This window comes from Thalassobaculum fulvum, from assembly GCF_014652915.1.
Taxonomy (GTDB): domain Bacteria; phylum Pseudomonadota; class Alphaproteobacteria; order Thalassobaculales; family Thalassobaculaceae; genus Thalassobaculum_A; species Thalassobaculum_A fulvum.
The window spans coordinates 59,012-82,459 of sequence record NZ_BMZS01000007.1; the positions used below are offsets into that span (position 1 = coordinate 59,012).

The 23,448-nt window shown below is 70.3% G+C and carries 22 protein-coding genes; 11 read left to right on the top strand and 11 right to left on the bottom strand.

Going from position 1 to position 23,448, the window contains the following annotated elements; translation table 11 throughout:
• Positions 1-234: 234 nt before the first annotated feature.
• Positions 235-1,404: an iron-containing alcohol dehydrogenase gene (locus IE246_RS15270; RefSeq protein WP_189991125.1), complete on the top strand. Its 1,170-nt coding sequence runs from the start codon at positions 235-237 to the stop codon at positions 1,402-1,404.
• Positions 1,401-2,831 carry an ABC transporter substrate-binding protein gene (locus IE246_RS15275; protein WP_229837215.1) on the top strand — a complete coding sequence of 477 codons (1,431 nt, stop codon included), beginning with the start codon at positions 1,401-1,403 and terminating at the stop codon, positions 2,829-2,831. Before IE246_RS15270 ends, IE246_RS15275 begins: the two co-directional genes overlap by 4 nt.
• Before the next feature lie 17 nt (positions 2,832-2,848).
• Here the strand turns inward: IE246_RS15275 and IE246_RS15280 are convergent, their stop codons facing one another.
• The 3 genes from IE246_RS15280 to IE246_RS15290 all read right to left on the bottom strand — a co-directional run bounded on the left by IE246_RS15280 (position 2,849) and on the right by IE246_RS15290 (position 5,317).
• Positions 2,849-3,676: a hypothetical protein gene (locus IE246_RS15280; protein ID WP_189991128.1), complete on the bottom strand. Its 828-nt coding sequence runs from the start codon at positions 3,674-3,676 to the stop codon at positions 2,849-2,851.
• Between the two features lie 107 nt (positions 3,677-3,783).
• Positions 3,784-4,434, bottom strand: a complete 651-nt coding sequence (locus IE246_RS15285; protein ID WP_189991130.1) for a helix-turn-helix domain-containing protein — start codon at positions 4,432-4,434, stop codon at positions 3,784-3,786.
• A gap of 1 nt (position 4,435) precedes the next feature.
• Entirely contained in the window at positions 4,436-5,317 is an 882-nt protein-coding gene (locus tag IE246_RS15290) for a DMT family transporter (protein ID WP_189991132.1), read from the bottom strand.
• 149 nt (positions 5,318-5,466) lie between these two features.
• On the opposite strand from IE246_RS15290, the gene IE246_RS15295 reads away from it, so the two are divergent.
• The gene (locus IE246_RS15295; protein ID WP_189991134.1) at positions 5,467-6,225 is read left to right on the top strand and encodes a hypothetical protein; all 759 of its coding nucleotides are present in this window, start codon (positions 5,467-5,469) and stop codon (positions 6,223-6,225) included.
• A 76-nt stretch (positions 6,226-6,301) separates the two neighbouring features.
• Here IE246_RS15295 and IE246_RS15300 read toward each other — a convergent pair whose 3' ends face one another.
• Together IE246_RS15300 and IE246_RS15305 are read right to left on the bottom strand one after the other, a co-directional pair.
• Complete coding sequence (locus tag IE246_RS15300) at positions 6,302-7,186, bottom strand: CmcJ/NvfI family oxidoreductase (protein ID WP_189991137.1); 885 nt, start codon at positions 7,184-7,186, stop codon at positions 6,302-6,304.
• A 172-nt stretch (positions 7,187-7,358) separates the two neighbouring features.
• Positions 7,359-8,747, bottom strand: a complete 1,389-nt coding sequence (locus IE246_RS15305) for a serine hydrolase domain-containing protein (RefSeq protein WP_189991139.1) — start codon at positions 8,745-8,747, stop codon at positions 7,359-7,361.
• 157 nt (positions 8,748-8,904) lie between these two features.
• On the opposite strand from IE246_RS15305, the gene IE246_RS15310 reads away from it, so the two are divergent.
• Entirely contained in the window at positions 8,905-9,864 is a 960-nt protein-coding gene (locus IE246_RS15310) for a zinc metalloprotease HtpX (RefSeq protein ID WP_189991141.1), read from the top strand.
• A 133-nt stretch (positions 9,865-9,997) separates the two neighbouring features.
• Here the strand turns inward: IE246_RS15310 and IE246_RS15315 are convergent, their stop codons facing one another.
• A complete protein-coding gene (locus tag IE246_RS15315) occupies positions 9,998-10,666 on the bottom strand; it encodes a dienelactone hydrolase family protein (protein WP_189991143.1) in 669 nt (222 codons plus the stop codon).
• A 250-nt stretch (positions 10,667-10,916) separates the two neighbouring features.
• Here IE246_RS15315 and IE246_RS15320 point away from each other — a divergent pair, with 250 nt between their 5' ends.
• Entirely contained in the window at positions 10,917-12,323 is a 1,407-nt protein-coding gene (locus IE246_RS15320) for a phosphatidylserine decarboxylase (RefSeq protein WP_189991145.1), read from the top strand.
• A 9-nt stretch (positions 12,324-12,332) separates the two neighbouring features.
• Here IE246_RS15320 and IE246_RS15325 read toward each other — a convergent pair whose 3' ends face one another.
• Positions 12,333-12,524: a hypothetical protein gene (locus IE246_RS15325; protein WP_189991147.1), complete on the bottom strand. Its 192-nt coding sequence runs from the start codon at positions 12,522-12,524 to the stop codon at positions 12,333-12,335.
• 312 nt (positions 12,525-12,836) lie between these two features.
• On the opposite strand from IE246_RS15325, the gene pyrF reads away from it, so the two are divergent.
• Positions 12,837-13,739: an orotidine-5'-phosphate decarboxylase gene (gene pyrF / locus IE246_RS15330; protein WP_189991149.1), complete on the top strand. Its 903-nt coding sequence runs from the start codon at positions 12,837-12,839 to the stop codon at positions 13,737-13,739.
• 3 nt (positions 13,740-13,742) lie between these two features.
• Here pyrF and IE246_RS15335 read toward each other — a convergent pair whose 3' ends face one another.
• Positions 13,743-14,633: a LysR family transcriptional regulator gene (locus IE246_RS15335; RefSeq protein WP_189991151.1), complete on the bottom strand. Its 891-nt coding sequence runs from the start codon at positions 14,631-14,633 to the stop codon at positions 13,743-13,745.
• A 126-nt stretch (positions 14,634-14,759) separates the two neighbouring features.
• Here IE246_RS15335 and IE246_RS15340 point away from each other — a divergent pair, with 126 nt between their 5' ends.
• The 5 genes from IE246_RS15340 (at position 14,760) to IE246_RS15360 (ending at position 20,823) form a co-directional block, all read left to right on the top strand.
• Positions 14,760-15,680: an ABC transporter permease gene (locus tag IE246_RS15340; protein ID WP_229837223.1), complete on the top strand. Its 921-nt coding sequence runs from the start codon at positions 14,760-14,762 to the stop codon at positions 15,678-15,680.
• 1 nt (position 15,681) lies between these two features.
• Positions 15,682-16,575, top strand: a complete 894-nt coding sequence (locus IE246_RS15345; RefSeq protein WP_189991153.1) for an ABC transporter permease — start codon at positions 15,682-15,684, stop codon at positions 16,573-16,575.
• A 115-nt stretch (positions 16,576-16,690) separates the two neighbouring features.
• Complete coding sequence (locus tag IE246_RS15350; protein WP_189991154.1) at positions 16,691-18,253, top strand: ABC transporter substrate-binding protein; 1,563 nt, start codon at positions 16,691-16,693, stop codon at positions 18,251-18,253.
• Between the two features lie 75 nt (positions 18,254-18,328).
• Entirely contained in the window at positions 18,329-19,969 is a 1,641-nt protein-coding gene (locus tag IE246_RS15355) for an HAD-IIA family hydrolase (RefSeq protein WP_189991156.1), read from the top strand.
• 281 nt (positions 19,970-20,250) lie between these two features.
• Entirely contained in the window at positions 20,251-20,823 is a 573-nt protein-coding gene (locus IE246_RS15360) for a PAS domain-containing protein (RefSeq protein ID WP_229837226.1), read from the top strand.
• Between the two features lie 10 nt (positions 20,824-20,833).
• Here the strand turns inward: IE246_RS15360 and ychF are convergent, their stop codons facing one another.
• From ychF to IE246_RS15375, 3 genes are all read right to left on the bottom strand, one after another.
• Entirely contained in the window at positions 20,834-21,937 is a 1,104-nt protein-coding gene (ychF, locus tag IE246_RS15365; RefSeq protein WP_189991160.1) for a redox-regulated ATPase YchF, read from the bottom strand.
• Positions 21,938-21,941: 4 nt separating this feature from the next.
• A complete protein-coding gene (gene pth, locus IE246_RS15370) occupies positions 21,942-22,619 on the bottom strand; it encodes an aminoacyl-tRNA hydrolase (protein WP_189991162.1) in 678 nt (225 codons plus the stop codon).
• Positions 22,620-22,733: 114 nt separating this feature from the next.
• Complete coding sequence (locus IE246_RS15375) at positions 22,734-23,369, bottom strand: 50S ribosomal protein L25/general stress protein Ctc (protein ID WP_189991164.1); 636 nt, start codon at positions 23,367-23,369, stop codon at positions 22,734-22,736.
• Positions 23,370-23,448: the final 79 nt, after the last annotated feature.

Sequence of the window (23,448 nt, forward strand, 5' to 3'; positions counted from 1 at the left end):
CGTCGCTTTTCGTCGGGATGCGGAGTTCTGGCGCAACCGCCCGGGAACGTCATCTCCGTGTTTGCCGCAGTGCAGCATCCGGTCAGCATACGCCAATGGCGGCGCGGCAAGTTGATCGACGTCAATTATCGGCGCGGCATCCCGCCCTCGGGCGCGGAGCCGCCCTTGCCCCGGTTTCCCGCCGCCGCGTATCGTCTGCCCGAGCAAACCAGAACACCGCAGGGAGAACGCGCCATGTCCGCCACGATCTTCGGCCCCCGGATCATGCTGATCGGCGGTGGCTCGATCGGCCGCGCGCCGGAAGTGCTCGGCAAGCTGGGGGTGACCAAGCCGCTGATCGTCTCCGACCCGTTCATGGTGTCGTCCGGCCTGATCGCCGCCCTGACCGCCCCTCTCGAGGAGGCGGGAATCGCCTACGGCGTGTTCTCCGACACCGTGCCGGACCCGACCACGACGGTGGTGGAGGCCGGGGCGGTGGCGTTCAAGGAGGGCGGATACGACGGGCTGATCGGGTTCGGCGGCGGCTCGCCGATGGACACCGCCAAGGCGATGAACATCCTGGCGGCCCACGGCGGGCGCATGCGCGACTACAAGGTGCCGAACGGCGTCGACACCGCGGCGGCGCCGCTGCTCTGCATCCCGACCACCGCCGGAACCGGCTCCGAGGTGACGCGCGGTACCGTGATCACCGACGTCGAGACCGACGAGAAGATGCTGGTCATGTGCCTGGCCGGCCAGGCCGACGCCGCGATCGTCGACTATGAGCTGACGATGAAGAAGCCGTTCCGGCTGACCGCCGACACCGGCATCGACAGCTTCACCCACGCGCTCGAGGCGTTCGTCAGCCAGAAGCGCAACCCGTACTCCGATTCCATGGCGATCGCCGCGATGCAGCGGATCGGGGCGAACCTGCGGACCGCCTGCTTCGAGCCGTCGAACCGCGAGGCGCGCGAGCAGATGATGCTGGGGGCCACCCAGGCCGGCATGGCGTTCTCCAATGCCTCGGTCGCCCTGGTGCACGGCATGAGCCGGCCGATCGGGGCGCACTTCCACGTACCGCACGGGCTGTCCAACGCGATGCTGCTGCCGACGGTGACCCGCTGGTCGCTGGACGCCGCGCTCGACCGCTACGCCGAGGCCGGCCGGCTGATCGGCGCCGCCGAGCGGACCGACCCGGACGAGGCCGCGGCCGGCAAGCTGCTGGAGTGGCTGTTCCAGATCAACCAGGACCTGGAGGTCCCGAGCCCGCCGGCCTACGGCATCGACGAGGCCAAGTGGTTCGGCCTGATGGAGACCATGGCCAAGCAGTGCATCGCCTCCGGCTCGCACGCCAACAACCCGAAGATTCCGGACGAGGCCACGATCGTCGAGCTGTACAAGCAGGTCTGGGGCGCCAATCGGTGAGCGCGACGGGCACGGCCGCGGTCGCCCAGGCTTCCGTCGATCTGGTCGATCCGCACGACTGCACCGACGACCCCGACAAGCTGGCGACCCTCGAGGCGACCCACATGGCCCTGGTGCGCCGGGGACCGGACGGTCGCTGGCGGCCGGCGCTGGCGGACCGCTGGACGGTGTCGCCGGATGCCCGCACCTGGACGTTCGAGCTGAAGCCCGGCGTACGTTGCCACGACGGTGCTCCGGCCGATGCCGAGGCCGTCGCCTGGTCGGTCGCCCGGATGGCACGGCCCGACATGGGGGCCACCCTGGGCGCCCCGGCGGTCTGGGCGCAGTATCTGGCCGGCGCCCGGATCGAGGCGTTGTCCCGCTCGACGGTCCGGATCGAACTGGATCGCCCGATGGCCGATCTGCCGGACGTTCTGGGTGCCGGCTACGTGCTGTCGCCCGGCTCGGACCCGGATGCCCCGGTCGGCTGCGGACCCTACCGGATCGAGGATCACGTTCCCGGCGAACGCCTCGTCCTGCGGGCCGCCCCGGCGTCGGCCGCGGTGCCCGCCGCGAACCCACGGCTCCGGTTCCAGCGGATCGCGTGCGCGGCGGAGCGGGCGGCGGCGCTGGCCGCCGGAACCGTACAAGCGGCCACCGGCCTGGCCGGCGAAAGCGCGAGGCCGCTGGGCGCCGGCCCCGCGGTCACGGTGGTCGAGCATCTGGTGCCGACCGCCATCATCTTTCTGTTCAACGCCGCGCGCGGTCCGGTCCGCGACGCCCGGGTGCGCCGGGCGCTGAACCTCGCGCTGAACCGCGAAGACCTGGTGGCGGACGTCCTCGGCGGTGCTGGCCGGCCGTTGCACGGCTTCGTCAGCCCGGTGCATTTCGGCGCCGCCGCCGCGACCGCCGGCTGCGATCCCGACAGCGCCGGGCGCTTGCTGGCGGAAGCCGGGTACGGCTCGGGCCTGGAGCTCGAGGTCACGTGTCCGACCAGCCTGCCGGACGAGGCGGAAGCGCTGACCGCCGCGGTGGCGGCCCAGCTGGCCCCGCTCGGGGTATCGTTCCGGGTTGAGCGGGTCGAGGACCGGGTCGACTATGCCAACCGGGTTCGCCTGAAGCGGATCGGCGACCTCTGCGTCTTCGATTCCAGCCCGATGAGCACGTTCCGGGTGCTGCACGAGAAGATCGACTCGCGGGTCGCCGGGTCGTGGTGGCAGGGCTATCGGAATCCAGAGGTCGAGGCGTTGGTCGACCGCGCCAGAGCGACCGTCGGCGACGCCGAGCGCGAGGCGATCTACCGCGAGTGCCACCGGCTGCTGCAGGCGGATCCGCCCTGGCTCTATCTCTACAACCACACGCGGTTCGCGGGGCTGGCGGGACGCCATCCGGACTGGCGGATGCGGGCCGACGGCATCCTGGACGTGGCGGCCCTGCCGCCGGTGTGACGCCGGGCGGGCGGCGGTCAGCCGTAGGGTGCCAGCAGCACGAGGGCCGAGCGCTCGGGGCTGCGCGGGTGCCGGCTCAGCGGGATGCTGATGCGGAAGTAGCTGTCCATCGGCGCTTCGTCCCGCATCACCCGGCGCAGGCCGCGCACGAAGGACACCACGATCTGCGGTCCTTCCAGCAAGGCGGCCAGGTCGGCGCGGACCGACCGCTTCAGCGGCGTCGGCATGGGGATCTCGTCGAGGCTCTCGCCGGCGAACCCGTCCGGCCGCTTCCAGAGGGCGGAGGTCTGGCGGTCGTGGGCGAGGTAGCGGACCTTGCCGCCGGGGCCGACGGAGACGATCTTGGCCCGGCCCGGCGTGTCGACCACGCGGTCGACGAGCTGGTCGCCGGGACTGAACCGGGTGGCCACGAGGAACCGCCACATTTCCTGCACCTGCCGGTCGTTGATGTCGGTCGGCAGGCAACCGGCGAGGCGATCCTGCATCAGCGGGAAACCCGGGCGCGATGTCAGGCCGACGGATTCGTGGATGAGTTCCGGCAATTGCTCGATCGAGTCCGCGACCAATGCGCCGCAGGCTCCGCGATCGTACACCCGGACCACGAATCGACGTTCACTTCGGGCTCTACGAAGGATCTCGATCGCTGCGCACACCGTCCTCGACCCGGCGTTCAGCGGATTGATCCAGAGCTCGACGCTGTCGGTCCCGGCGCGCAGGTTGATCCAGCCGCGTCGATCGACCGCGTCGATCCGCTCGTCGATCGAGCGAAACAGGGCCGCGTCGTTTGCCGGAACCGTGGCGCCCGTCCCGTCTACCCAGATCGACTCGAAATGGTGCGTCCGCACGTTGGAACCACCCGCAGAGATACACCCACTGCGCGAAGTACTAACGCAAAACGACGACGTAAGCGAACCAAAAAATGGCCATTTGGCGCATTTTTCGTATCTCGCCTCTAGAACTGAGGCCTTCCGAGCGACGTGATCGTCACCAGGCCGCGTTCGGGCCCGTCATCGGTCGGCACGGTGAGCGCCACGAACTCCAGCCCGAGCGGCGTACGCACGTACTGGAACACCGGGTCGTTGGCGATCAGCGCCTTCCAGTAGCGCTCGGCGGCCGCCCGGGCGACGGCCGGGTCCGCCAGGTCCAGGACACGCGCACCTCTGACGTGGTTGCCGGCCCAGCGAATGCCGTCGCCGATCCAGTCGAAGTAGAGATCGTTGTCGCGCAACGACACCGACGTCGTCCGCTTGGCGTTGATCTTCGCCATCTGCTCGACGACATCGCTCTTGCGGCGGGTAACCGAGGCGATTTCCAGCATGGCGTAGAGATCCGGAAGCGCCATCCGGGCCCGGTACAGCTTCTCCGGCGGCAGGTCGATGACCAGCAGAGGGTCCGGGGAATGGAGCCGCGCGGCCGGACCGAGCCCGACGACCTTGGCGATCGTATCGAGCGTGGACTGCCGCGCGTCGAGGTGCCCGTCGCTGTTGAACACGCGATTGATGGTCCGGACCGACAGGCCGGTGGCCTTCGAGATGTCCCGTTGGCTCAGCTTGAGCTTGCGCGCCGCCTCCTGGAGATCGCGTCCGGTCAGCCCTTGCGTCATGTCAGGCGCTCTCCGTGCGCTCCCTTCGCCATGCAATCCTGCCATACATCGCCGCGGCGATGATGAGAACCGCGCCGGCCACGACCAGGGCCGACGGTACGACACCGAACAGCAGGCCATCCACCGCCAATGCGAAGATCAGCCGGCTTGCCTCGGCCGGCTGTATCGCCGCCGCCGCCGCGAACCGATACGCGAGGACGTTGAGGTGCTGTGCCAGCCAGAGCAGGACCCCGACGGCCACGCAGGCGGCCAGGGCGCGCCAGTCCAGGTCGACCCATCCATGGATCGCCGGCACCCCGAACACGAACACCAGGCCGATCGCCTGCCAGCCGACGACCGCCTCGGCTGTCTCGTCGGGCATTGCCCGGATCAGCAGCATGGTCACCGAGATGGCCAGGGCGGAAACCAGGGCGGCAAGGCTATAGACGTTGACGGCGGTGGTCTCCGGCGCGAGCACCATCACCACGCCGAGGCTCGCGATCCCGATCCGCACCCACGAGGATGCTCCGACGGCTTCCTTCAGGAACAGCGTGGCCAGCGCCGCCGTGAACAGCATGCGGGAAAACAGCAGGGCGGTGGTCTCGGCCACCGGCAGGTTCGTCATCGCCAGGAAGCCGGTGAAGATCGCCACTCCGGTCGCGAGGCAGCGCGCGAGATGCTTCCAGGGCGCGCGGGTCTTCATGACGGCCACGCCCTTCGCGCGGATGCCCGGCATCACCAGGATGACCACCACGAGCTGCTGAAGGAAGGCGATCTGGAAAGCCGGGACCGAGCCGCCGAGGCCATGAACAATCGCATTGATCGCAACGAAGGCGGCGCCGGCTGCCGAGAGGCACGCCGATCCCTTGAACTCGCCCGGCTGCCCCTTCCACCAGTTCAACATCGGTCCGTCGACCCTTCGCAGTATGCCGATGCGTAAGGCGCCGGACCGAAACTTGGAGCCGGCTGGCGCTCAACGAATCGCGCTTGAGGAGCACTCCCCCATAGAGTGGGACGTCACCGAATGGTGGCGACAACCAATGGAGGAAGTTGATGAAACACGAGGCGCCCAGCATCCGCAAGACCGACATCGATCGCGAAAGCTCGTACCTCTTGCGTAAGTTGCTCCGTCAGGCGCGCGGGTCCGTCGCGAACGCGTTCGGGGCCACGCTTTCGGTGCATGGCGATTTCCAGGCGTTCGGCCAGGTGGACCGTGAGGGTGGCTACGCCTTCGGGGCCTACGACAACCGCTTCACCCGGTCCTCCCGCGGAACCTGCATCATCGTCAAGCACCGGGGACGCAAGATCGGGACGTATGCCTGCGCGTTGTACGATGCCCATCCGTGCATGAGCGATGTCATGGAGGGACCGGGTCTGTACTTCGACGGCACCGACGACCACCTGCGCATCGAGGGGGCGACCGCGCGCCAGTGGTTCCAGGCGATGCGCGGCTCGGTCGGTTTCTCCGGCGGGATCTGGGTATCCAAGCAGTACCGCGGCACGCCGCTCAGCCGTACCCTCGTTCCGCTCCTGCCGCTGCTCGGCCGGGCGATCGCGGTCGAGTGCTGGGGCGTCGACCACGTGTTCGCGATGATGCCCGAACAGGTCATGCGAAAGGGAATCGGCGCGCGCTACCGGCTGTCGATCACCGAGCCGGGCATCGTCTGGCACCACCGCGGCGCCGACATCCCGATGTGGTTCGGCTACCACCCGCCGCTGATGATCGTTCACGACGCCCTGTCGTTCCTCGACCGCGGACTGTCGCTGTTCGACGAATCCGGCGCCGGCGCCGTGCGGACGGCCGCCGCCTGAGCGGCAGGTCATGCATGCAACCCGACCGTCTCGGCGTGCGGGGACGGACGCCGAGACGGGCCGGGGTTGCGCCGGATCAGCCCTCGATGATCACGAGGGTCCTGACCTCGATGCTCTCGCGCGGGGCGGCGTCGGCGGGGGTGTCCGGCTGCTCGAAGGCGCCGTGCGGGGTGAACCGGGCGCGGCCGTCGTCCAGGCTGTCCCAGCCCTTGATCAGCAGCACCTCGTCGGCGGTCATCCACGGCGCGTAGTACCAGCGCTGACCGGGCTCGTGGGCGAGGTGGTAGATCTCGCCGACCCGGTTCGGGAACACTTGGTCGGTGGCGATCAGGTCCTCCGGCCGGACGCTGGAGGCGTCGGCGAGGGCCAGCGGGGCGCGCTCGACCGGGCCGCGGATCGGCCGCCAGACGTTGACCTGGACGACCCGGGCGCCGCCGGCGAGCAGCCGGTCTGCCTCGTCGTTGCCGACCACGTCGCGCAGCCGCTGCGGCCCGCTCTTCGCCGTGTAGTCGACGTGGACCCGGCTGGCCGGGCCGCGGCTGCCGTCGCGGTTCGGGGCGCCGGGGCCGGCGTCGGAGCGCCGGGTGGCGTCGAAGATCACCACGCGGGCGGCGCCGAGCGCCTCCTTCAGCAGCGCCTCGATCTCGGCATAGTAGCGGGTCTCCACCGCCACGTCGTCGTACAGGTCCTCGACCGCGGTCGGCCGGCGCAGCAGCGCGAAGCCCTCGCGGTCGAGCGACAGCGAGTAGGCGATCGGGCGCATGTCGTGGATCGGCACCCGGTGGCGCTCGGTCTCGAACAGCACCCGCGGTGCGCCGCCGGTCAGCGCCGAGCTGTGGAAGACCGGCTTGGTGTCGGACGGGGTGATGAAGGTCAGTTCGGCCTCGATCGCGGCAAGCGGCGCGCGGGTGGAGACGCCGGGGTTCGCTGCGGTGGTCCGGTTCGCGGTCTGGACGCTCATGGCTTGCTTCCTCGGTTGTCGCGACCGGCAGGCCGGCCGTCGAAAGTCGATGCGAGGAAAGTGGGGGCTTCGGCGGGTGCGCGCCAACGAGTTCGGTTCAGGGTGACTTGAACAGAATTCAAGTGGCGGGTCTCGCAGGCGCAATCCTCCGTCGCCGAGAGGTGAACAGCAGTCAACCGGGATCGGGCCGGGGTGCGCGGTCGTAGCGGTCGACCAGCTCGGCGGCCAGGGCCGTCTCCGTCAGGTAGCGGGTGCCGCCGAGCTGGACCTCGGCGACCTCGCCCCCGACGTTCCGGATCAGCCTGGCGCCCTCGCCGTGGTTGGCGAAGCCGCCGGCCAGCCGGATGGTTCCCGCGTCCGGCCCGGTGACCGCGATCTCGCCGGCGTCGAGGAAAGGGTTGAGCAGGGCCGGGGCACAGATCGCCACGTGATCGCGCATCGGCACCAGGTCGGCGACGTTCCACAGCGTCCACCAGCGGCCGGCCCAGTCGCGGGTCCTCGCGGTCGCCGCCCCGCGCTTCTCGAACGCTCGCAGGATGTGGACGATGCCGTCGGACCACTGGTGGGCGTAGCCGTCGACGGCGTTTGTCAGCACCGACACCGTCAGGTCGCGGCCCGGCAGCACGACGGTGCGGCTGATGCAGCTCTGGAAGCCGCCGGCGTGGCCGAACCACTCCCAGTCGCCGACCCGGCCGAGGATCAGGCCGAGGCCGTAGTGGCGGTCGAGGCTGGAATGCGCGTCGCTCCACTGACGGCGAACCATCTCGCGGCGGCTCTCGGACGCCAGCACGCTGCGCTTGGCGGCCGGGTCCAGGCTGGCGAAGAACCGCGCCAGGTCGCCGGCGGTCGACACGAACCCGGTCGCCGAGGACAGCGCCCGTGTGTCGTTGGTGCCGGGCACGATCACCCGCCGGCCGAGCGGCAGCTTGCCGCTGTGGCCGCTGACCATCGGCGTGCCCTCGGGCAGCGGCATGTCGGGCTCGGTCTCCTGGAGGCCGGCGCGGGCCACGACGGTGCGGCGGATCCACTCGCGGTACGGCTTGCCGGTCACGCTCTCGATCACCAGTCCGAGCAGGCCGAAGCCGTGGTTCGAGTACTTGAAGCGGGTGCTGGCCGGCAGCACCGGCGCCTCGGCGAGCGCGGCCCGCAGCTCGGCCTCGTCGAGATAGGGGCGGCGGTCCTGCCACTGGCCGGCGTCCAGGCCGTCGCGGATCAGCCCGGCGCTGTGCGACAACAGCTGGCCGATGGTGGCGGCCGCGACCGCGGGATGCAGGCCGTCGACATGGCGTCCGACCGGGTCGTCGAGCCGCAGCCTGTCGGCCTCGCGCAGCTTGAGGATGCCGGCGGCGGTGAAGCTCTTGGAGTGCGACGCGACCCTGAACCGGTGCCGGGGCGTCAGGCGTTCGCCGGTCGCCAGGTTGGCGTGGCCGAACGCCCGCTCCAGCACGACCTTGCCGCGATGGGCGATCGCGATCGCGCAGCCCGGCTGTTCCGACAGCCGCATCTGGTGCTCGAGCCAGCGGGGGACGTAGTCGAGCGCCGCCGTGATCCAAGCCTGCATGGTGCCGCCTTCCGAACCGTCGTGCCGATGGGGGACGGCAGTGTATCCGCGTCGGCCGGCCGCGCGCAGCCGGCAGCACCGTTCCTTCCCGGCGAGACTGCCTCTTCACCGCGGCACGAAGCCACCTACGTTACGGCTGCAATCGACGAGGCTCACGATGGCGACGAACGGTCGGCGGCGCTCCGTGCACAGGCTGCGCAACATCCTGCACTCGGTCGTGCTGGTGCTCGGCATGGCGCTGATCGCCGCGGCCTGCGCCTGGGCGCTGTGGGGCTGGGAGGGCGTGCTGTGGGCGGTCGGCGCGGTCGTGCTGGCGATGGGACTGTCGCCGTCGATCCCGCCGGGGCTGGTGCTGTCGCTGTACCGGGCCCGGCCGATGAGCCGGGCGGAGTTCCCCGAGGGCTACGCGCTGTCCGACGAGCTGGCCCGGCGGGCCGGGCTGCCGGTGCCGCCGCGGCTGCACTACGTCCCGAGCGCGGTCGCCAACGCCTTCGCGGTCGGCAACCGGCAGGACGCGGCGCTCGCGGTCAGCGACGGCATGCTGCGCACCCTGACGGCGCGCGAGCTGGCCGGGGTGCTGGCGCACGAGATCAGCCACGTCGCCAACAACGACCTGTGGATCATGAACCTGGCCGACGCCATGAGCCGGGCGACGGCGCTGCTGTCGAACGTCGGGATCGTCCTGCTGGCCCTGAACCTGCCGCTGGTCCTGATGGGCGCGGTCGCGGTGCCGTGGTCGCTGATCCTGGTGCTGGTGCTGTCGCCGACCGCGATGAGCCTGCTGCAGCTCGCGCTGTCGCGGGCCCGCGAGTACGAGGCCGACCTCGGCGCTGCCGGGCTGACCGGCGATCCGGCCGGTCTCGCTTCGGCGCTGCTGCGGCTGGAGCGCCAGCAGGGCCGGATCTGGGAATCCATCCTGATGCCCGGCCGCAACGTGCCCGACCCGTCGCTGCTGCGCACCCACCCGCCGACCGCGGAGCGGGTGCGCCGCCTGATGGACCTGGCGGAGCACGAGCCGCGGCCGGACGAGGGGAGGCGACGGCCAGTGGTACTGCCGGGCGACTACCGCGTAGTCGGCTCGGCCCCGCGCTGGCGGTGGCCGGGCCTCTGGTACTGACAGTGGTGCGTGGGTCCCGGCTCTGCGCTGCGCTTCGGCCGGGATGAGGATTGGGGGTGTTCTCCTTCAGCCCTCATCCCGGCCGCAGCGGCGAAGCCGCGTAGAGCCGGGAGCTATGCGCTAGGTGGGCGCCTCAGCCCAGGCTCTTGGCGAAGAAGGCGAGCGTGCGCTCGCGAGCGATCTCGGCGCTCTTCGGCTCGAAGCTGCCGCGGTGGTCGCAGTTGAAGCCGTGGCCGGCCGGGTAGACGTGCACCGGCAGTTCGGGGTGCGCCTTGCGGACGGCGTCGACCTCGGTCATCGGGATGGCGTGGTCGTTCTCGCCGAAATGCAGGATCACCGGGCAGTGCGGCTGCTCGGCCGCGAAGCTGCCGATGCCGCCGCCGTAGTAGGAGGCAACCGCCGCGAAGCCGTCCAGGCGGGTGGCGGTCAGCCAGGCCAGCGTGCCGCCCCAGCAGTAGCCAACCGCGGCGATCCGGCCGGCCGACTTCACCGTCTCGGCGGCGGCGCGGATGTCGAGCAGGGCGTCCTCGTTGCTCACCCGGCCGCGGATCTCGCGGCCCTCGGTGATGTCGTCCTCGCTGTAGCCAAGCTCGATCCCCGGCTTCACCCGGTCGAACAGGGCCGGTGCGATCGCCAGATAGCCCTGCCCGGCATAGTCGTCGGCGACCGCCCGGATGTGGCTGTTGACGCCGAAGATCTCCTGGATGACCACGACGCCGCCCTTCGGGCGGCCTTCCGGCTGGGCGAGATAGGCGGCGAACTTGTGCCCGTCCTCGGCGGTAAGGGTCAAAGTGTCGGCCATGGCGGCTCCTCCCGGTTTTCGGTCGCCGGATCGGCGGTGGCGGATTTCGGGCGGGAAGGTTGCACAGTTGCCGGGTGGGTAGAAGGGGCCACGCCGCGCCGGCATCGGGGCGGCGCGTCGGAGCGTTCGGCGTATATGCATTCTAAAGTTGTGTTATATTTAATCGTGTACATTGAATTGGTGTTCTCGGGTGCTGTCGGGCCGAGCCGGGCGACGAGCCGGCCCCGCCCGTGGCGTGAGGGAGGGGGACATGATCCGATTCGCATCGCTTCTCATGGGCGCGGCGCTGGTGCTGCTGCCGGCGGCCGGCGCGCGCGCCGCCGGCTCGCCGTGCCAGGGCTCGATCGACTACCTGATGGACCGCTACGCCAACGACCCGGCGACCCAGGCGGCGTTCCAGGCGACCTTTGACGGCCTGCAGCCGCTGCCGCCCGGCTACGCCTACGGCGGGTCGACCGACAATCCGTGGAAGGCGGCCGGCAGCGGGGCCGGGCTGGCGTCGGCGGTGGCCGAGTTCTACACCCAGGTCTGCACCCTGCTGCCGCAGATCGTCGGCACCAACGACAACGCGCTCGATTCGATCCAGTACTTCGCGTGGCTGTACTACCACAACGCCGCCGGTCGCCGGATGGTCCAGGGGATCGATCCGGTCGATCCGGCCAAGCCGCTGGAATCGGTGAAGGTTTTCCTGATCCGCTTCAACCGCGAGTACAAGGCCTACATGGACGGCCCGGACTCCACGACCTTCGTGCCGGAGTGGATCAAAGACCCGCGGCTGGAGATCGAGGACTACGAGATCACCAAGGCGGCCGACTACCCGAGCTGGAACGCGTTCTTCGCCCGCAACCTGAAGACCGACCCGGTGACCGGCGGTTATCCGTCCCGGCCGGTCACCCTGCCGGGCCGCGACTACGTGGTGGTGTCGCCGACCGACTGCATCATGAACCCGCTGGTGCAGATGGTGGTCTCGAAGTCCGGGCCGGTGGAGCGCAGGCTCCTGGAGAACCCGCTGCAGCAGGACACCGTGCTCGACGTCAAGGGCATCCCGCTGTCGGTCGACGACCTGCTGGCCAACGCCCCGGACGACCTGAAGGCCAGGTTCGGCGGCGGCAGCGGGCTGGCCTGCGTGCTGATGCCGAACACCTACCACCACTTCCACAGCCCGGTGGACGGCACCATCCGCTATGCCGAGATCGTCGAGGCCGGCACCAAGGACGCGTTCGGCACCTTCGGCTACGACGACTGGCCGAACTGGGTGCCGCTGAGCGGCGACGTCGGCCGGCCCGGGACCGATTTCAGCCAGTTCCAGGGCTTCACCCGCGGCGTGATCGTGATCGAGGTGAGCTACGCCAACCTGCCGAGGCTCGAGCCGGAGCGGCTGACCGGCTACGTCGCGTCGATCCCGGTCGGCCTCGACACCGTCGGGTCGGTGGTGTTCGCGCCCGGCGTGGTCGAGGGTGCGCGGGTCCGCAAGGGGGTCACCGAGTTCGGCAACTTCTTCTTCGGCGGCTCGCTGAACATCCTGCTGTTCTCGCCGATCCAGGGCACCGACGGCACCCAGATGGTCAGCCCGGCGGTGCAGACCCGCATGGGCAACCAGATCGCCATCCTGAACACGCCCTACCGGGCGCCGAAGACGCCGTGGACGCCGGACTGAACCAGCGGTTCAACCGAGGATCAGCGCGACGATCAGCGATCCCGCCAGGCTGACGACCAGCGCGAGTTGCGCCAGCCGCAGCCGGGCCAGGGCGACCTCTTCCCAGTAGTCGACGGGGTCGCTGTCCGGCGACGGGATCGGGTCGGGGTATCGACGTGGGCGATGGGGCCGGCGTGCCCGTCGTTCGGCATTGGTGGTCATGGCAACCCTCCATTGACCTTTCGATCCGATGGCGTTGCCCCCCAGACGATGTTTTCTATGTGGTCCGATCATGGGCCCGACGCACCGTCCGCCGCCTTCCCGGGGCCGCGATCTCACGCGGGTGTGACGACGGAGCGCGGCGGAATCCGCCGCGGCATACCCGGCCGAATCAGTCACGCGTGTGTCGCTCCAGCGGCCCGGCCAGGACCGGTTGTGCGGCCTCGAACGGTTGGTTTCGCAGGCGGTCCGGCCGCCGGATGGACCGGCGTCGCGCGATCGGTTATCCGGAGGGCCGGCAACGGGAGAGTCGCGATGTCGTCAACGACCTGGACCGGGATCCTCGAGGCCCATGCCCGGGCGCACGGCGAGATCGTGGTCGGCATCGATCCCCACCTCCCGGACGTGCCCGCGGCGTTCGAGACCGTCGGCGGCACGATGGGCTGGCTGCCGGCCTATCTCGACTTCGTCCTCGACACCACCGCCGGCCGCGCCGGTTTCGTCAAGTTCCAGGCGGCGTTCTTCGAGGCCTGCGGCCTGGCCGGCCTTGGCGCCCTGTCGGTGGCGATGCATCGCGCGCGGGATCTCGGATTCGGCGTCATCCTCGACGCCAAGCGCGGCGACATCGGCTCGACGGCGGCGGCCTACGCCCGCGCCTACCTGACGCCGGCCGAGCACGGCGGCGGTGGCGATTTCGAGGCCGACTGCCTGACCGTGAACCCGATGATGGGTCCCGACACGCTGGAACCGTTCCTGGACTGCGTCGACCGCTACGGCAAGGGGCTGTTGGTGCTGTGCCGCACCTCCAATCCCGGCGCCGGCTGGCTGCAGGACCGGATGACCGGCAACCGCCTGGTCTCCGAGCGGCTGGCCGAGCTGATCACCGCGGTCGGCCGGGGACAGTCGACCGGTGCGGGGTTGAGCCCGGTCGGCGCCGTGATCGGGGCGACCGTGGCGGCGGAGGGGCGGCGCCTGCGGCACCTGCTGCCGAACGCGACCATCCTGGCCCCGGGCATTGGCCCGCAGGGCGGCGATCCGGGGGCGCTGGACGCGCTGCGCGGCGGGCGGCCGGGCGACCTGCTGGTGCCGGTGTCGCGCGGGTTGCTGCGGGCCGAGGACCGCGGCATCGCCCTCGACGACTACCGGCGGCTGGTCATCGGGCGGCTGGAGCACCTGAAGGCGGCGGTCGCACGACCGCCGCTCGACGCGGCCGGCTGACCGTCAGCCGCCGTCCGGGTCGCGCCGCAGGTCCTTGGCGATCCGGCAAAGCTCCACGATATCGGCCCGGTAGGCCAGCGACTGCGAGAAGAACACGTACTCCTCGAACGCCTCGCCGGCCTCGGCGATCGGGATCCGGGCCAGGCCGTCGCGCCGGCTGCTGGCCTGGTCGAAGGCGAAGCCGATGCCGACGCCGGCGGCGACCGCCTCGACCACCGCCTCGCGGCTGCCGAGCACCAGGCTCGGCTCCAGCGCGACCCGGCTGCGCTCGGCGATGCGCTGGAGCGAGCGCTGGGTGATCGAGGTGCCGGTCCGCAGGATCAGCGGCTCGCGCGACAGCGCTTCCAGGGTGGTCCGGCGCTGCCGGGCCAGCCGGTGCCCGCTCGGGACCAGGGCGACCAGCCGCAGTGGCGCGCAGGCGACCCGCATGAACGGCTCCTCGCCCGGCCCCTCGGTCAGGATCCCGACATCGGCGTGGCGCTCGGCGACGTCGCGAACGACCTCGTTCCAGTCGCCGAACCGCACCGTCAGCCGGACCTCGGGATGGGCCAGGCGGAACCGGGCGATCAATGCCATCGCCGGGTTCGGCGCCCCGGCCGCGATGGTCAGCGAGCCGCGGGCGAGGGCGGCCGACTGCCCGAGGATCTGCGCGGACTCGTCGAGCAGGTCGTCGAGCCGCTGGCTCGCCCGGAACAGCTCGCGGCCCAGTTCCGTCAATGTGACACCTCTGCGACCGCGCTCGCACAGCTGGGCACCGTGCTCGCGCTCCAGGCTGCGGATCTGCGCACTGACCGCGGGCTGCGAGATTCCGAGCTCGGCGGCGGCGGCCGAGAAGTTGCCGTGGCGGGCGACGGCGTTGAACACCCGGAGCTGGGACGGCGAGGGGCGGGGCATCGGGGATTATCCTGACATAAGCTGAAATTATGATTCAGGGCCAAACCGGCAAGATGAATATCATCTTCGGCCGGTATCCGGATGCCTGTCCCGCCGAATTGCGGGTCGCCGTCATCCGAGGCCGTCGTGCTGCGCTACATGTCGATCCGAACCGCCAGGGCCCTGCTCACCCTCTGGGTGATCCTGACGGTGGTGTTCGTCGCCACCCGGATCTCCGGCGACACCATCGACTTCCTGCTGCCCGAGGGCACCGATCCCGACTCCCGGGCTGCGATGGTCCAGTACCTCGGGCTCGACCGCTCGATCATCGAGCAGTACGCGATCTATGTCCGGGAGTTCCTGGGCGGGCATTTCGGGCTCAGCTTCTACGAGCGCCGGCCGGTCGAGGTGATCTACCTGGAGCGCCTCGGCCCGTCGCTGGCGCTGTACGCCTCGGCGCTGATCCTGGCGATCGTGCTCGGCATGCCGCTGGGCATCGTCGCCGCGCTCAAGCGCAACACCGCGCTGGCCCGCGGCATCATGACCGCGGCGTTCCTCGGCTACGCGATCCCGAACTTCGTCCTGGCGATCCTGCTGCTGCTGATCTTCAGCTTCCATCTCGGCTGGCTGCCGAGCGCCGGCGCCGCCACGCCCGCCCACTACGTGATGCCGACCTTGGCGGTCGGCTCGGTGCTGCTGGCGGCGGTCGTTCGCTTCACCCGCAGCTCGATGCTCGACGTGCTGAGCCAGGACTACCTGCGCACGGCGCGCGCCAAGGGGGTGAGCGAGCGGGTGCTGGTGCTGCGCCACGCCCTGCGCAACGCCCTGATCCCGATCCTGACCGTCATCGGCCTGCAGGTGACCAACGTGCTCGGCGCCGCGGTCATCATCGAGACCGTGTTCGCCTGGCCCGGCCTCGGCGAGCAGATCGTGCTGGCCACCATCCGCCGCGACTACCCGACCCTGCAGTTCGGGGTGCTCGGGTTCGCGGCCGTCGTCGTGACCGTGAACCTCGCGGTCGACCTGCTGTACTCGGTCGTGGACCCGCGGGTCCGGGTGGGAGGCTGACATGACCCTGGCATTCCCGTCGCTCGCGGAGGCCGATCGCCGGCCCAGCCGGGCGCTCAAGGCCTGGCGCCGGATTCCGCTCGGCATCCGGCTGTGCTTCCTGGTGGCGGCGCTGCTGGTGCTGGCAGCGGCCCTGGCGCCCTGGGTGTCGCCGATGGACCCGGACCACCAGTCGCTGCTGTCGCGGCTTCGGCCGCCGGTCGGCTTCGAGCGGGCCAAGGCCGGCTACCTGCTCGGCACCGACCAGCTCGGCCGGGACGTGCTGTCGCGCTGTATCCACGGGCTGACCGTCACCCTCGGCATGGCGGCGCTCGGCGCCACCATCAGCCTGACCCTTGGCACCGGGCTCGGCCTGCTGAGCGGCTATGTCGGCGGCCGGGTGGACGACGCCATCATGGCGGTCGTCGACATCCAGATCGCGGTGCCGTTCACCCTGGTGGCGCTACTGGTGGTGGCGATCGCCGGCACCGGCGTCGAGGTACTGATCCTGGTGCTCGGCATCGCCTACTGGGAGCAGTACGCCCGGATCGTGCGCGGCCAGGTCCTGGCGCTGCGCAGCCTGCCGTTCGTCGAGGCCGGCCGGGCCATCGGCATGTCGAATTCGCGCCTGCTGTTCCGCCACATCCTGCCGAACGTGGCGTCGCCGATCATCGTCCAGGCGACCCTGGTGATCAGCAACCTGATCCTGCTCGAGTCCTCGCTGTCGTTCCTCGGCCTCGGCATCCAGCCGCCGACCGCCTCGCTCGGCTCGATGGTCGGGCAGGGCCGCGACTACATGGCCTCGGCCCCGTGGATCGTCGCCGCCCCGGCCCTGCTGATCGTCGCGGTCGCGCTGGTGGTGCTGCTGATCGGCGACTGGCTGCGCGACAGCCTGGACGTGCGGCTTTCGGACTGAGGTTCCCCAACCACCAGAGAGCGGGGGCCACCCGCCGGAGACCGATCACCCCAACACCGACCACCCCACGACGGGACCCGCGCCCGCGGTTCCCCTGCCGAAGGAGGGCATACCGATGAAGAGACTGCTGCTGTCCGCGGTCGCGCTGACCGCGGTCATGGCCGCGATGCCGGCCGGCGCCGCCGAGCTCAAGGTCGCGGCCGCCAACATGCAGAGCTATTTCGACCCCGGCAAGGACCACTCCAACGTCGGGTCGCTGCAGTACTACAACACCTTCGACACCCTGATCGAGAAGGACCACACGAAGGTCGAGCCGGTGTTCATGCCGGGCCTGGCCGAGAGCTGGAAGATGGTCTCGCCGACGGTGGTCGAGCTGAAGCTGCGCCACGGCGTGCTGTTCCAGAACGGCGACCCGATGACCGCCGACGACGTGGTGTTCTCGCTGAACCGCATGTTCAAGCCGACCTATGCGCCGTACGTCAGCCGGTCGAAGGAATACTTCGACAACATGGACCGGGCCGAGAAGGTCGATGACTACACCGTGCGGGTCGTCACCAAGCGGCCGGACCCGATCCTCGAGACCCTGCTGAACGTCCAGCAGTCGATGATCGTCCCGAAGAAGTACCTGATGGGCCTGACCGGCGACCCGAACGTCGACGAGGCCTCGGACTACGATGCGTTCGGCCTGAAGCCGGTCGGCACCGGCCCGTACAGGGTCGCCGCGTTCCAGCCGGGCGAGCGCCTGGTGTGGGAGCGCTTCGACGGCTTCTGGGGCGACAAGCCGGACTTCGAGCGGGTCGAGGTGGTGCGCATGCCGGAGATGGCGGCGCGGCTGACCGCCCTGAAGAACGCCGAGGTCGACATCATCACCAACGTCCCGCCGGACCAGCTCGAGGCGATCGACAGGGACCCGAACACCAAGACCGTCGGCATGCTGACGCCGCTGTTCCACGTGGTGTTCTACAACGCCAACAACCCGAAGATGACCAAGCAGATCCGCCAGGCGCTGAACCTGGCGATCGACCGCGACCTGCTGAACGAGGCGCTGTGGAACGGCAAGTCGAAGGTGCCGGCGAGCCACACCTACCCGCAGTACGGCGCCATGCACGATCCGGACTTCAAGTGGATCGAGTATGACCCGGCGAAGGCCAGGAAGCTGCTGGCCGAGGCCGGCTACGACGGCTTCGAGATCCGTTACGACACCCACCCGACCTACTACACCAACGGTCTGCTGGCCGCCCAGGCGATCCAGGAGATGTGGGCCGCGGTCGGCGTGAACATGAAGATCAACGTCGACGAGCGCTGGACCGGCGGCGACAAGGACCTGATGGCCCGCAACTGGTCGAACCCGATGTACTTCCCGGACCCGGCCGGCTCCTACGGCACCATGTGGAGTCCGACCGGCGCCCGCATCAGCGCCGGCACCTGGACCCCGTCCAAGGAATACGAGCAGATGTGGGACGAGTTCCGGTTCTCGCTCGACCCGAAGCAGCGCCTGGAGGCCTACAGGAAGGTCCAGCGCTACGCCGCCGAGGAGGCGCCGTTCACGATCCTGTACCAGCCCTACGAGTCCTACGGGCTGCGCAAGAACGTCGAGTGGCGGCCGCTGCCGGGGCACATCCCGTACGTGCTCGACTTCCGCAAGGGCAACGTGGCCGTCGCCGCGGCGACCAACTGACCGCATACTCGCCGGGGGCGGGGCTGTCGGCTCCGCCCCCATTCCTTGCCTGAAGAACCCGAGGAACCGCCTCCGATGGCCGACGCCCTGAAGCTCGCGATCGTCACCGACATCCATCACGGCGCCGACACCGGCACCAAGCGCGGCTCGGCCGCCCTGCCGTTGCTGCGCGAGTTCATCGCGTTCGCGAACGACTGGCAGCCGGACGCGGTGCTCGACCTCGGCGACCGCATCTCCGACGTCGACCGCTCGACCGATGGCGCCCTGCTGGCCGAGGTCGCCGCCGAGTTCGAGGCGGTCCGCCCGCCGCGCCATCACCTGCTCGGCAACCACGACGTGGCGTTCCTGAGCCATGACGACAACGCCTCGGCCCTCGGCCGCGAGGTCGGCCACCACAGCGTCGTGATCAACGGCTGGCGCCTGGTGTTCTGGCAGGCCGACACCTTCATCCACCGGCCCCAGGGTTTCCAGCTGCGGCCGTCCGACCTGGAGTGGCTGCGCACCGAGCTGGCGGCCAGCGCCGAGCCGGTGCTGCTGTTCAGCCATGTGCCGCTCGGCGGCGGCTCGATGGTCGGCAACTACTATTTCCAGGAGAACCTGCAGTACGCCCAGTACCTGGCCGACGGTGCCGCGATCCGGCGGGTCATCGTCGACAGCGGCAAGGTCAAGCTGTGCGCCGCCGGCCACGTGCACTGGAACGCCATGCACACGGTCGACGGCATCCCGTTCCTGTCGATCCAGTCGCTGACCGAGACCTGCACGACCGGCGACCCGGCCGCCGCCTGGGCGACCCTCGACGTCTCCGAGCTCGAGGTGCGCTGGCGCAGTCACGGGCTGGACGGCCTGTCGATGACCCTGCCGCTGCCGGCCGACAATGCCCGCTGGGCCGGCATCCTCGATCCGTTCGACCGGCGGCCGAAGCCGACCCGGGTCGACGGCGGGCTCGACGGCGTCGGCGGGTTCGTCCTCGACATGGACGGCGTGCTGTACCGCGGCGACGAGGCGATGCCCGGCGCCGCCGCGTTCATGGCCGAGCTGGCGCGCGATCGCGTGCCGCACGTGCTGCTGACCAACAACGCGCGGGCGACGCCCGCGGCCTACACCGCCAAGCTGCAGCGCCTCGGGATCGACGTTCCGGCCGAGCGGATCGTGACCTCCGGCATGGTGGTCGCCGGCTACCTCGCCGGGTCCGGGATGCGCTCGGTCGCCGTGATCGGCCCGGACGCGCTGGCCGAGGCCTGCGCGGCGGCCGGGCTGGCCGCATCGTCGCACCCGGACGCCGTGGTGGTCGGGATCAGCGAAGCCCTGACCCTGGCGGACCTGCGCGAGGCCGTGCGGCTGGCGTCCGAGGGCGCGCGCATCATGGTCACCAATCCCGACGTGGTGGTGCCCGGCCCGTTCGGGGCCGAACCCGAGACCGGGGCCGTGAAGGCGTATCTGGAGGCCGCGCTCGGCCGCCCGGTAGCCAGTGTCGGCAAGCCGCACCGCCTGGCCTTCGAGCTGGCGCGCGACCGGCTCGGCCTGCCGGCGGAGCGGGTCGCGGTGATCGGCGACACCCTGGAGACCGACATCGCCGGTGCGGTGGCGGCCGGCATGCGCTCGGTCCTGGTCGGCACCGGCAACCGCAACGACCGCCGCGACGGCGCACCCGAGCCGACCGTCGAGGTGGCGGACCTGGCCGAGCTGGCCGGCCTGCTCACGCGTCGGGCGGCGTAGGAGAGGGCTCGCGTTCCGCTCCTGGTCCCGGATCGCCGCTGGCGCGACGTCCGGGATGAGGGTGGAGCAAACTGTCCTTCGAGTCCTCATCCCGGACGGGCGCAACCCGATCCGGGACCCAGAGCCCGCGGGGCATTGCGGCACGGCACAGCTCTCTTCCCACCGACGTCGGCCGCAACGGGTGTCGGCCCGCGCGCAAACCGCCTAGAATGCTGCGTTGCAAACCGCGTGGACGGGTCCGGCTCTCCGCGCCGACGGAGCCGCGTCCGGACGGAGCGATCTTGGCTGACGACGAAGCGATTCTCCCGGACACGAGCAGGGTGCGCGCCCCGAAACTGCGGCGGCTGATCAACCTCTGGCACGCGGCCCGCGACGGCGACGCCGGAATGCCTCGGAAGGCCCGGATCGACCCCATCGACCTGGCGCGGGCCGGCCTGCTGCCGCAGATCTGGCTGGTCGAACGGCAACCCGACCGGCGGCTGGTCTACCGGCTCGCGGGCGAGGAGATCAACGCGGTGTTCGGGCGTTCGGTGGCCGGGGCGGCGCTGGAGGACCTGATCGAGCGCTCGCAGGCCGAGGTGGTCGTCGGGCGCTGGAATCGCGTGCTGGACGAGGCGCTCGTCATGCATGCCGTCGGCGAGGTGTATTCCGACGCCGGCAACCTCTACAGCGGCGAGCGGGTGGTGCTGCCGCTGGCCGACGAGCAGGGCGCGCCGATGTTCCTGATCGGCGCCACCGAGTACCGGCTGCTCGGCTCCGAGGGCCGTGCCGGCCGACCGGCGCTGGCCGACCTCCGCGGGGTGCGTCGAAGCTTCGTTCCGGTCGACCGGATCGCGCCGCTGCCGGCCGAGTGAGAAGTGCGTCTCAGACGTTGAAGCGGAAGTGGAAGACGTCGCCGTCCTTGACCACGTACTCCGACCCTTCGACCCGCATCTTGCCGGCTTCCTTGGCCCCGGTCTCGCCGTTGCAGGCGACGTAGTCGTCGTAGGCGATGGTCTCGGCCCGGATGAAGCCGCGCTGGAAGTCGGTGTGGATCTCGCCGGCCGCCTCCGGGGCCTTCGCACCCCGGCGCACGGTCCAGGCGCGCGCCTCCTTCGGGCCGACCGTGAAGAAGGTCAGCAGGTCGAGCAGCCGGTAGCCGGCGCGGATCAGCTTGGCGAGGCCCGGCTCCTCGAGGCCCAGGGTCTCCAGGAACTCGGCCTTGTCGGCCGGGTCGGTGAGCTGGGCGATCTCGGCCTCGATGGCCGCCGAGATGACCACCGACTCGGCCCCCTGCTCGGCGGCCATGGCGGCGACCTTCTCCGACAGCGCGTTGCCGGCCGCGGCGTTCTCTTCCTCGACGTTGCAGACGTACAGCACCGGCTTGGCGGTCAGCAGCTGCAGCAGACGGAGCTGGCGGCGCTCCTCGGCGTCGAGCTGCGGCAGCAGCACGCGGGCCGGCTTGCCGTCGCGCAGCACCTCGGCGACCCGCTGGGCGATCGGCAACAGCTCCTTGGCTTCCTTGTCCTGGCCGCGGGCGCGCTTCTCGAGCGCGACGATCCGCTTCTCGACGCTGTCCAGGTCGGCCAGCATCAGTTCGGTCTCGACGGTCTCGGCGTCGCGGATCGGGTCGACCGAGCCCTCGACGTGGGTGACCTCGCCCTCGAAGCAGCGCAGCACGTGGATGACCGCGTCGACCTCGCGGATGTTGGCCAGGAACTGGTTGCCCAGCCCTTCGCCCTTGCTGGCGCCGCGCACCAGCCCGGCGATGTCCACGAACTCGATCTGGGTCGGCAGGATCTTGCCGGACTTGGCGATCTTCGCCAGTGCGTCCAGCCGCGGATCCGGCACCGCCACCCGGCCGGTGTTCGGCTCGATGGTGCAGAACGGGTAGTTCGCCGCCTCGGCGGCAGCGGTCGCGGTCAGGGCGTTGAACAGCGTGGACTTGCCGACGTTCGGCAGGCCGACGATGCCGCAGTTGAAGCCCATGGGGCTACGCTCCGTCTTTGGGTTGGGGGGCGTCGGTCGAGGCCGTCATCGCCGGATCGGATTTGATGGGCTCGGGTCTGGCGGGTTTGGGTGTATCGGGTTTCGGGGGCGGCGGGAACACCGCGTGGGCGACCCGGCTCATGAACCGGCCCTCGTCACCATCGACCAGCGCCGGCACCTCGCGGGCCACCGAGTCGATCAGCACCGGCAGCCAGCTCGTGCGCTCTGCCTTGGCGAAGTCGGACAGCACGTAGCCGTGCACCTTGGCCTTGTCGCCGGGATGGCCGATGCCGAGGCGGATGCGGTGGTAGGCTTGGCCGATGTGGCGGTCGATGCTGCGGATGCCGTTGTGGCCGCCGGCGCCGCCGCCGGTCTTCACCCGCATCTTGCCGGGCACCAGGTCGAGCTCGTCGTAGAACACGTAGACCGCCGACGGCTCGAGCTTGAAGAACCGCACCGCCTCGCCGACCGAGCGGCCGGACTCGTTCATGTAGGTGAGCGGCTTCAGCGCCAGCACCTTGTGGCCGGCGATCGTGCCTTCGGCGACCAGGCCCTGGAACCGCGAGCGCCACGGCCCGAAGCCGTGGTGGCGCGCGATCTCCTCGATCGCCATGAAGCCGATGTTGTGGCGGTTGCCTTCGTAGGACGGCCCGGGATTGCCGAGCCCGACGAACAGCAGCATCGCTCGCTCCCGAGATCGCGGGGGCCGGAACGGCACCGGGGGGACCGCAAGCGACGGTCCCCCCGGGCGTTGTCTCCGGCAGAGAAGGCCGGGCGGAGAACGAGGGGCGGAGGATTACTCCTCCTCTTCCTCGTCCTCTTCCGCAGCGGCCTGCGACTCGGCCTGGGCGTCGGCAGCCTCTTCCGAGATCAGCGTCGGCGCGGCGATGGTCGCGATCGTGAAGTCGCGCTCGATCGTCGGGCGCACGCCGTCCGGCAGCTTCACGGCCGAGATGTGCAGCGAGTCGCCGATGTCCAGACCGGCGAGATCGACCTCGATCTTCTCCGGGATGGCGTCGGCCCGGCAGTACACCTCGATCTCGTGGCGCACGACGTTCAGCACGCCGCCGCGGCGCAGGCCGCGGCAGGCCTCGTCGTTGATGAACTCGACCGGAACCTCGACCGTCAGCTCGCTGGTCGCCGACACCCGCAGGAAGTCGACGTGCAGGGCGCGGTCGGTGACCGGGTGCTGCTGCAGGTCGCGCGGCAGGACGCGGTGCTTCTGACCGTCGACCTCGATGTCGATCAGGTGCGAGAAGAAGCCCGGCTTCAGCAGCTTGTCCAGCTCGCGCTGGTTCAAGACGATCGAGAACGGATCCTTCTTGTCGCCGTAGATCACGGCGGGAACGAGCCCCTCGCGGCGCGCTGCCCGGGCGGACCCCTTACCGACCCGGTCGCGTGCGCGGGCGCTCAGCGTCGAAACGTTCGACATTGGCGTCTCCTATGGAAAAGGCCCGGCCTCCAGGGGTGCCGGGCTGACGGGCGCGGGTTCTAGACCGAATCGCGCCGGA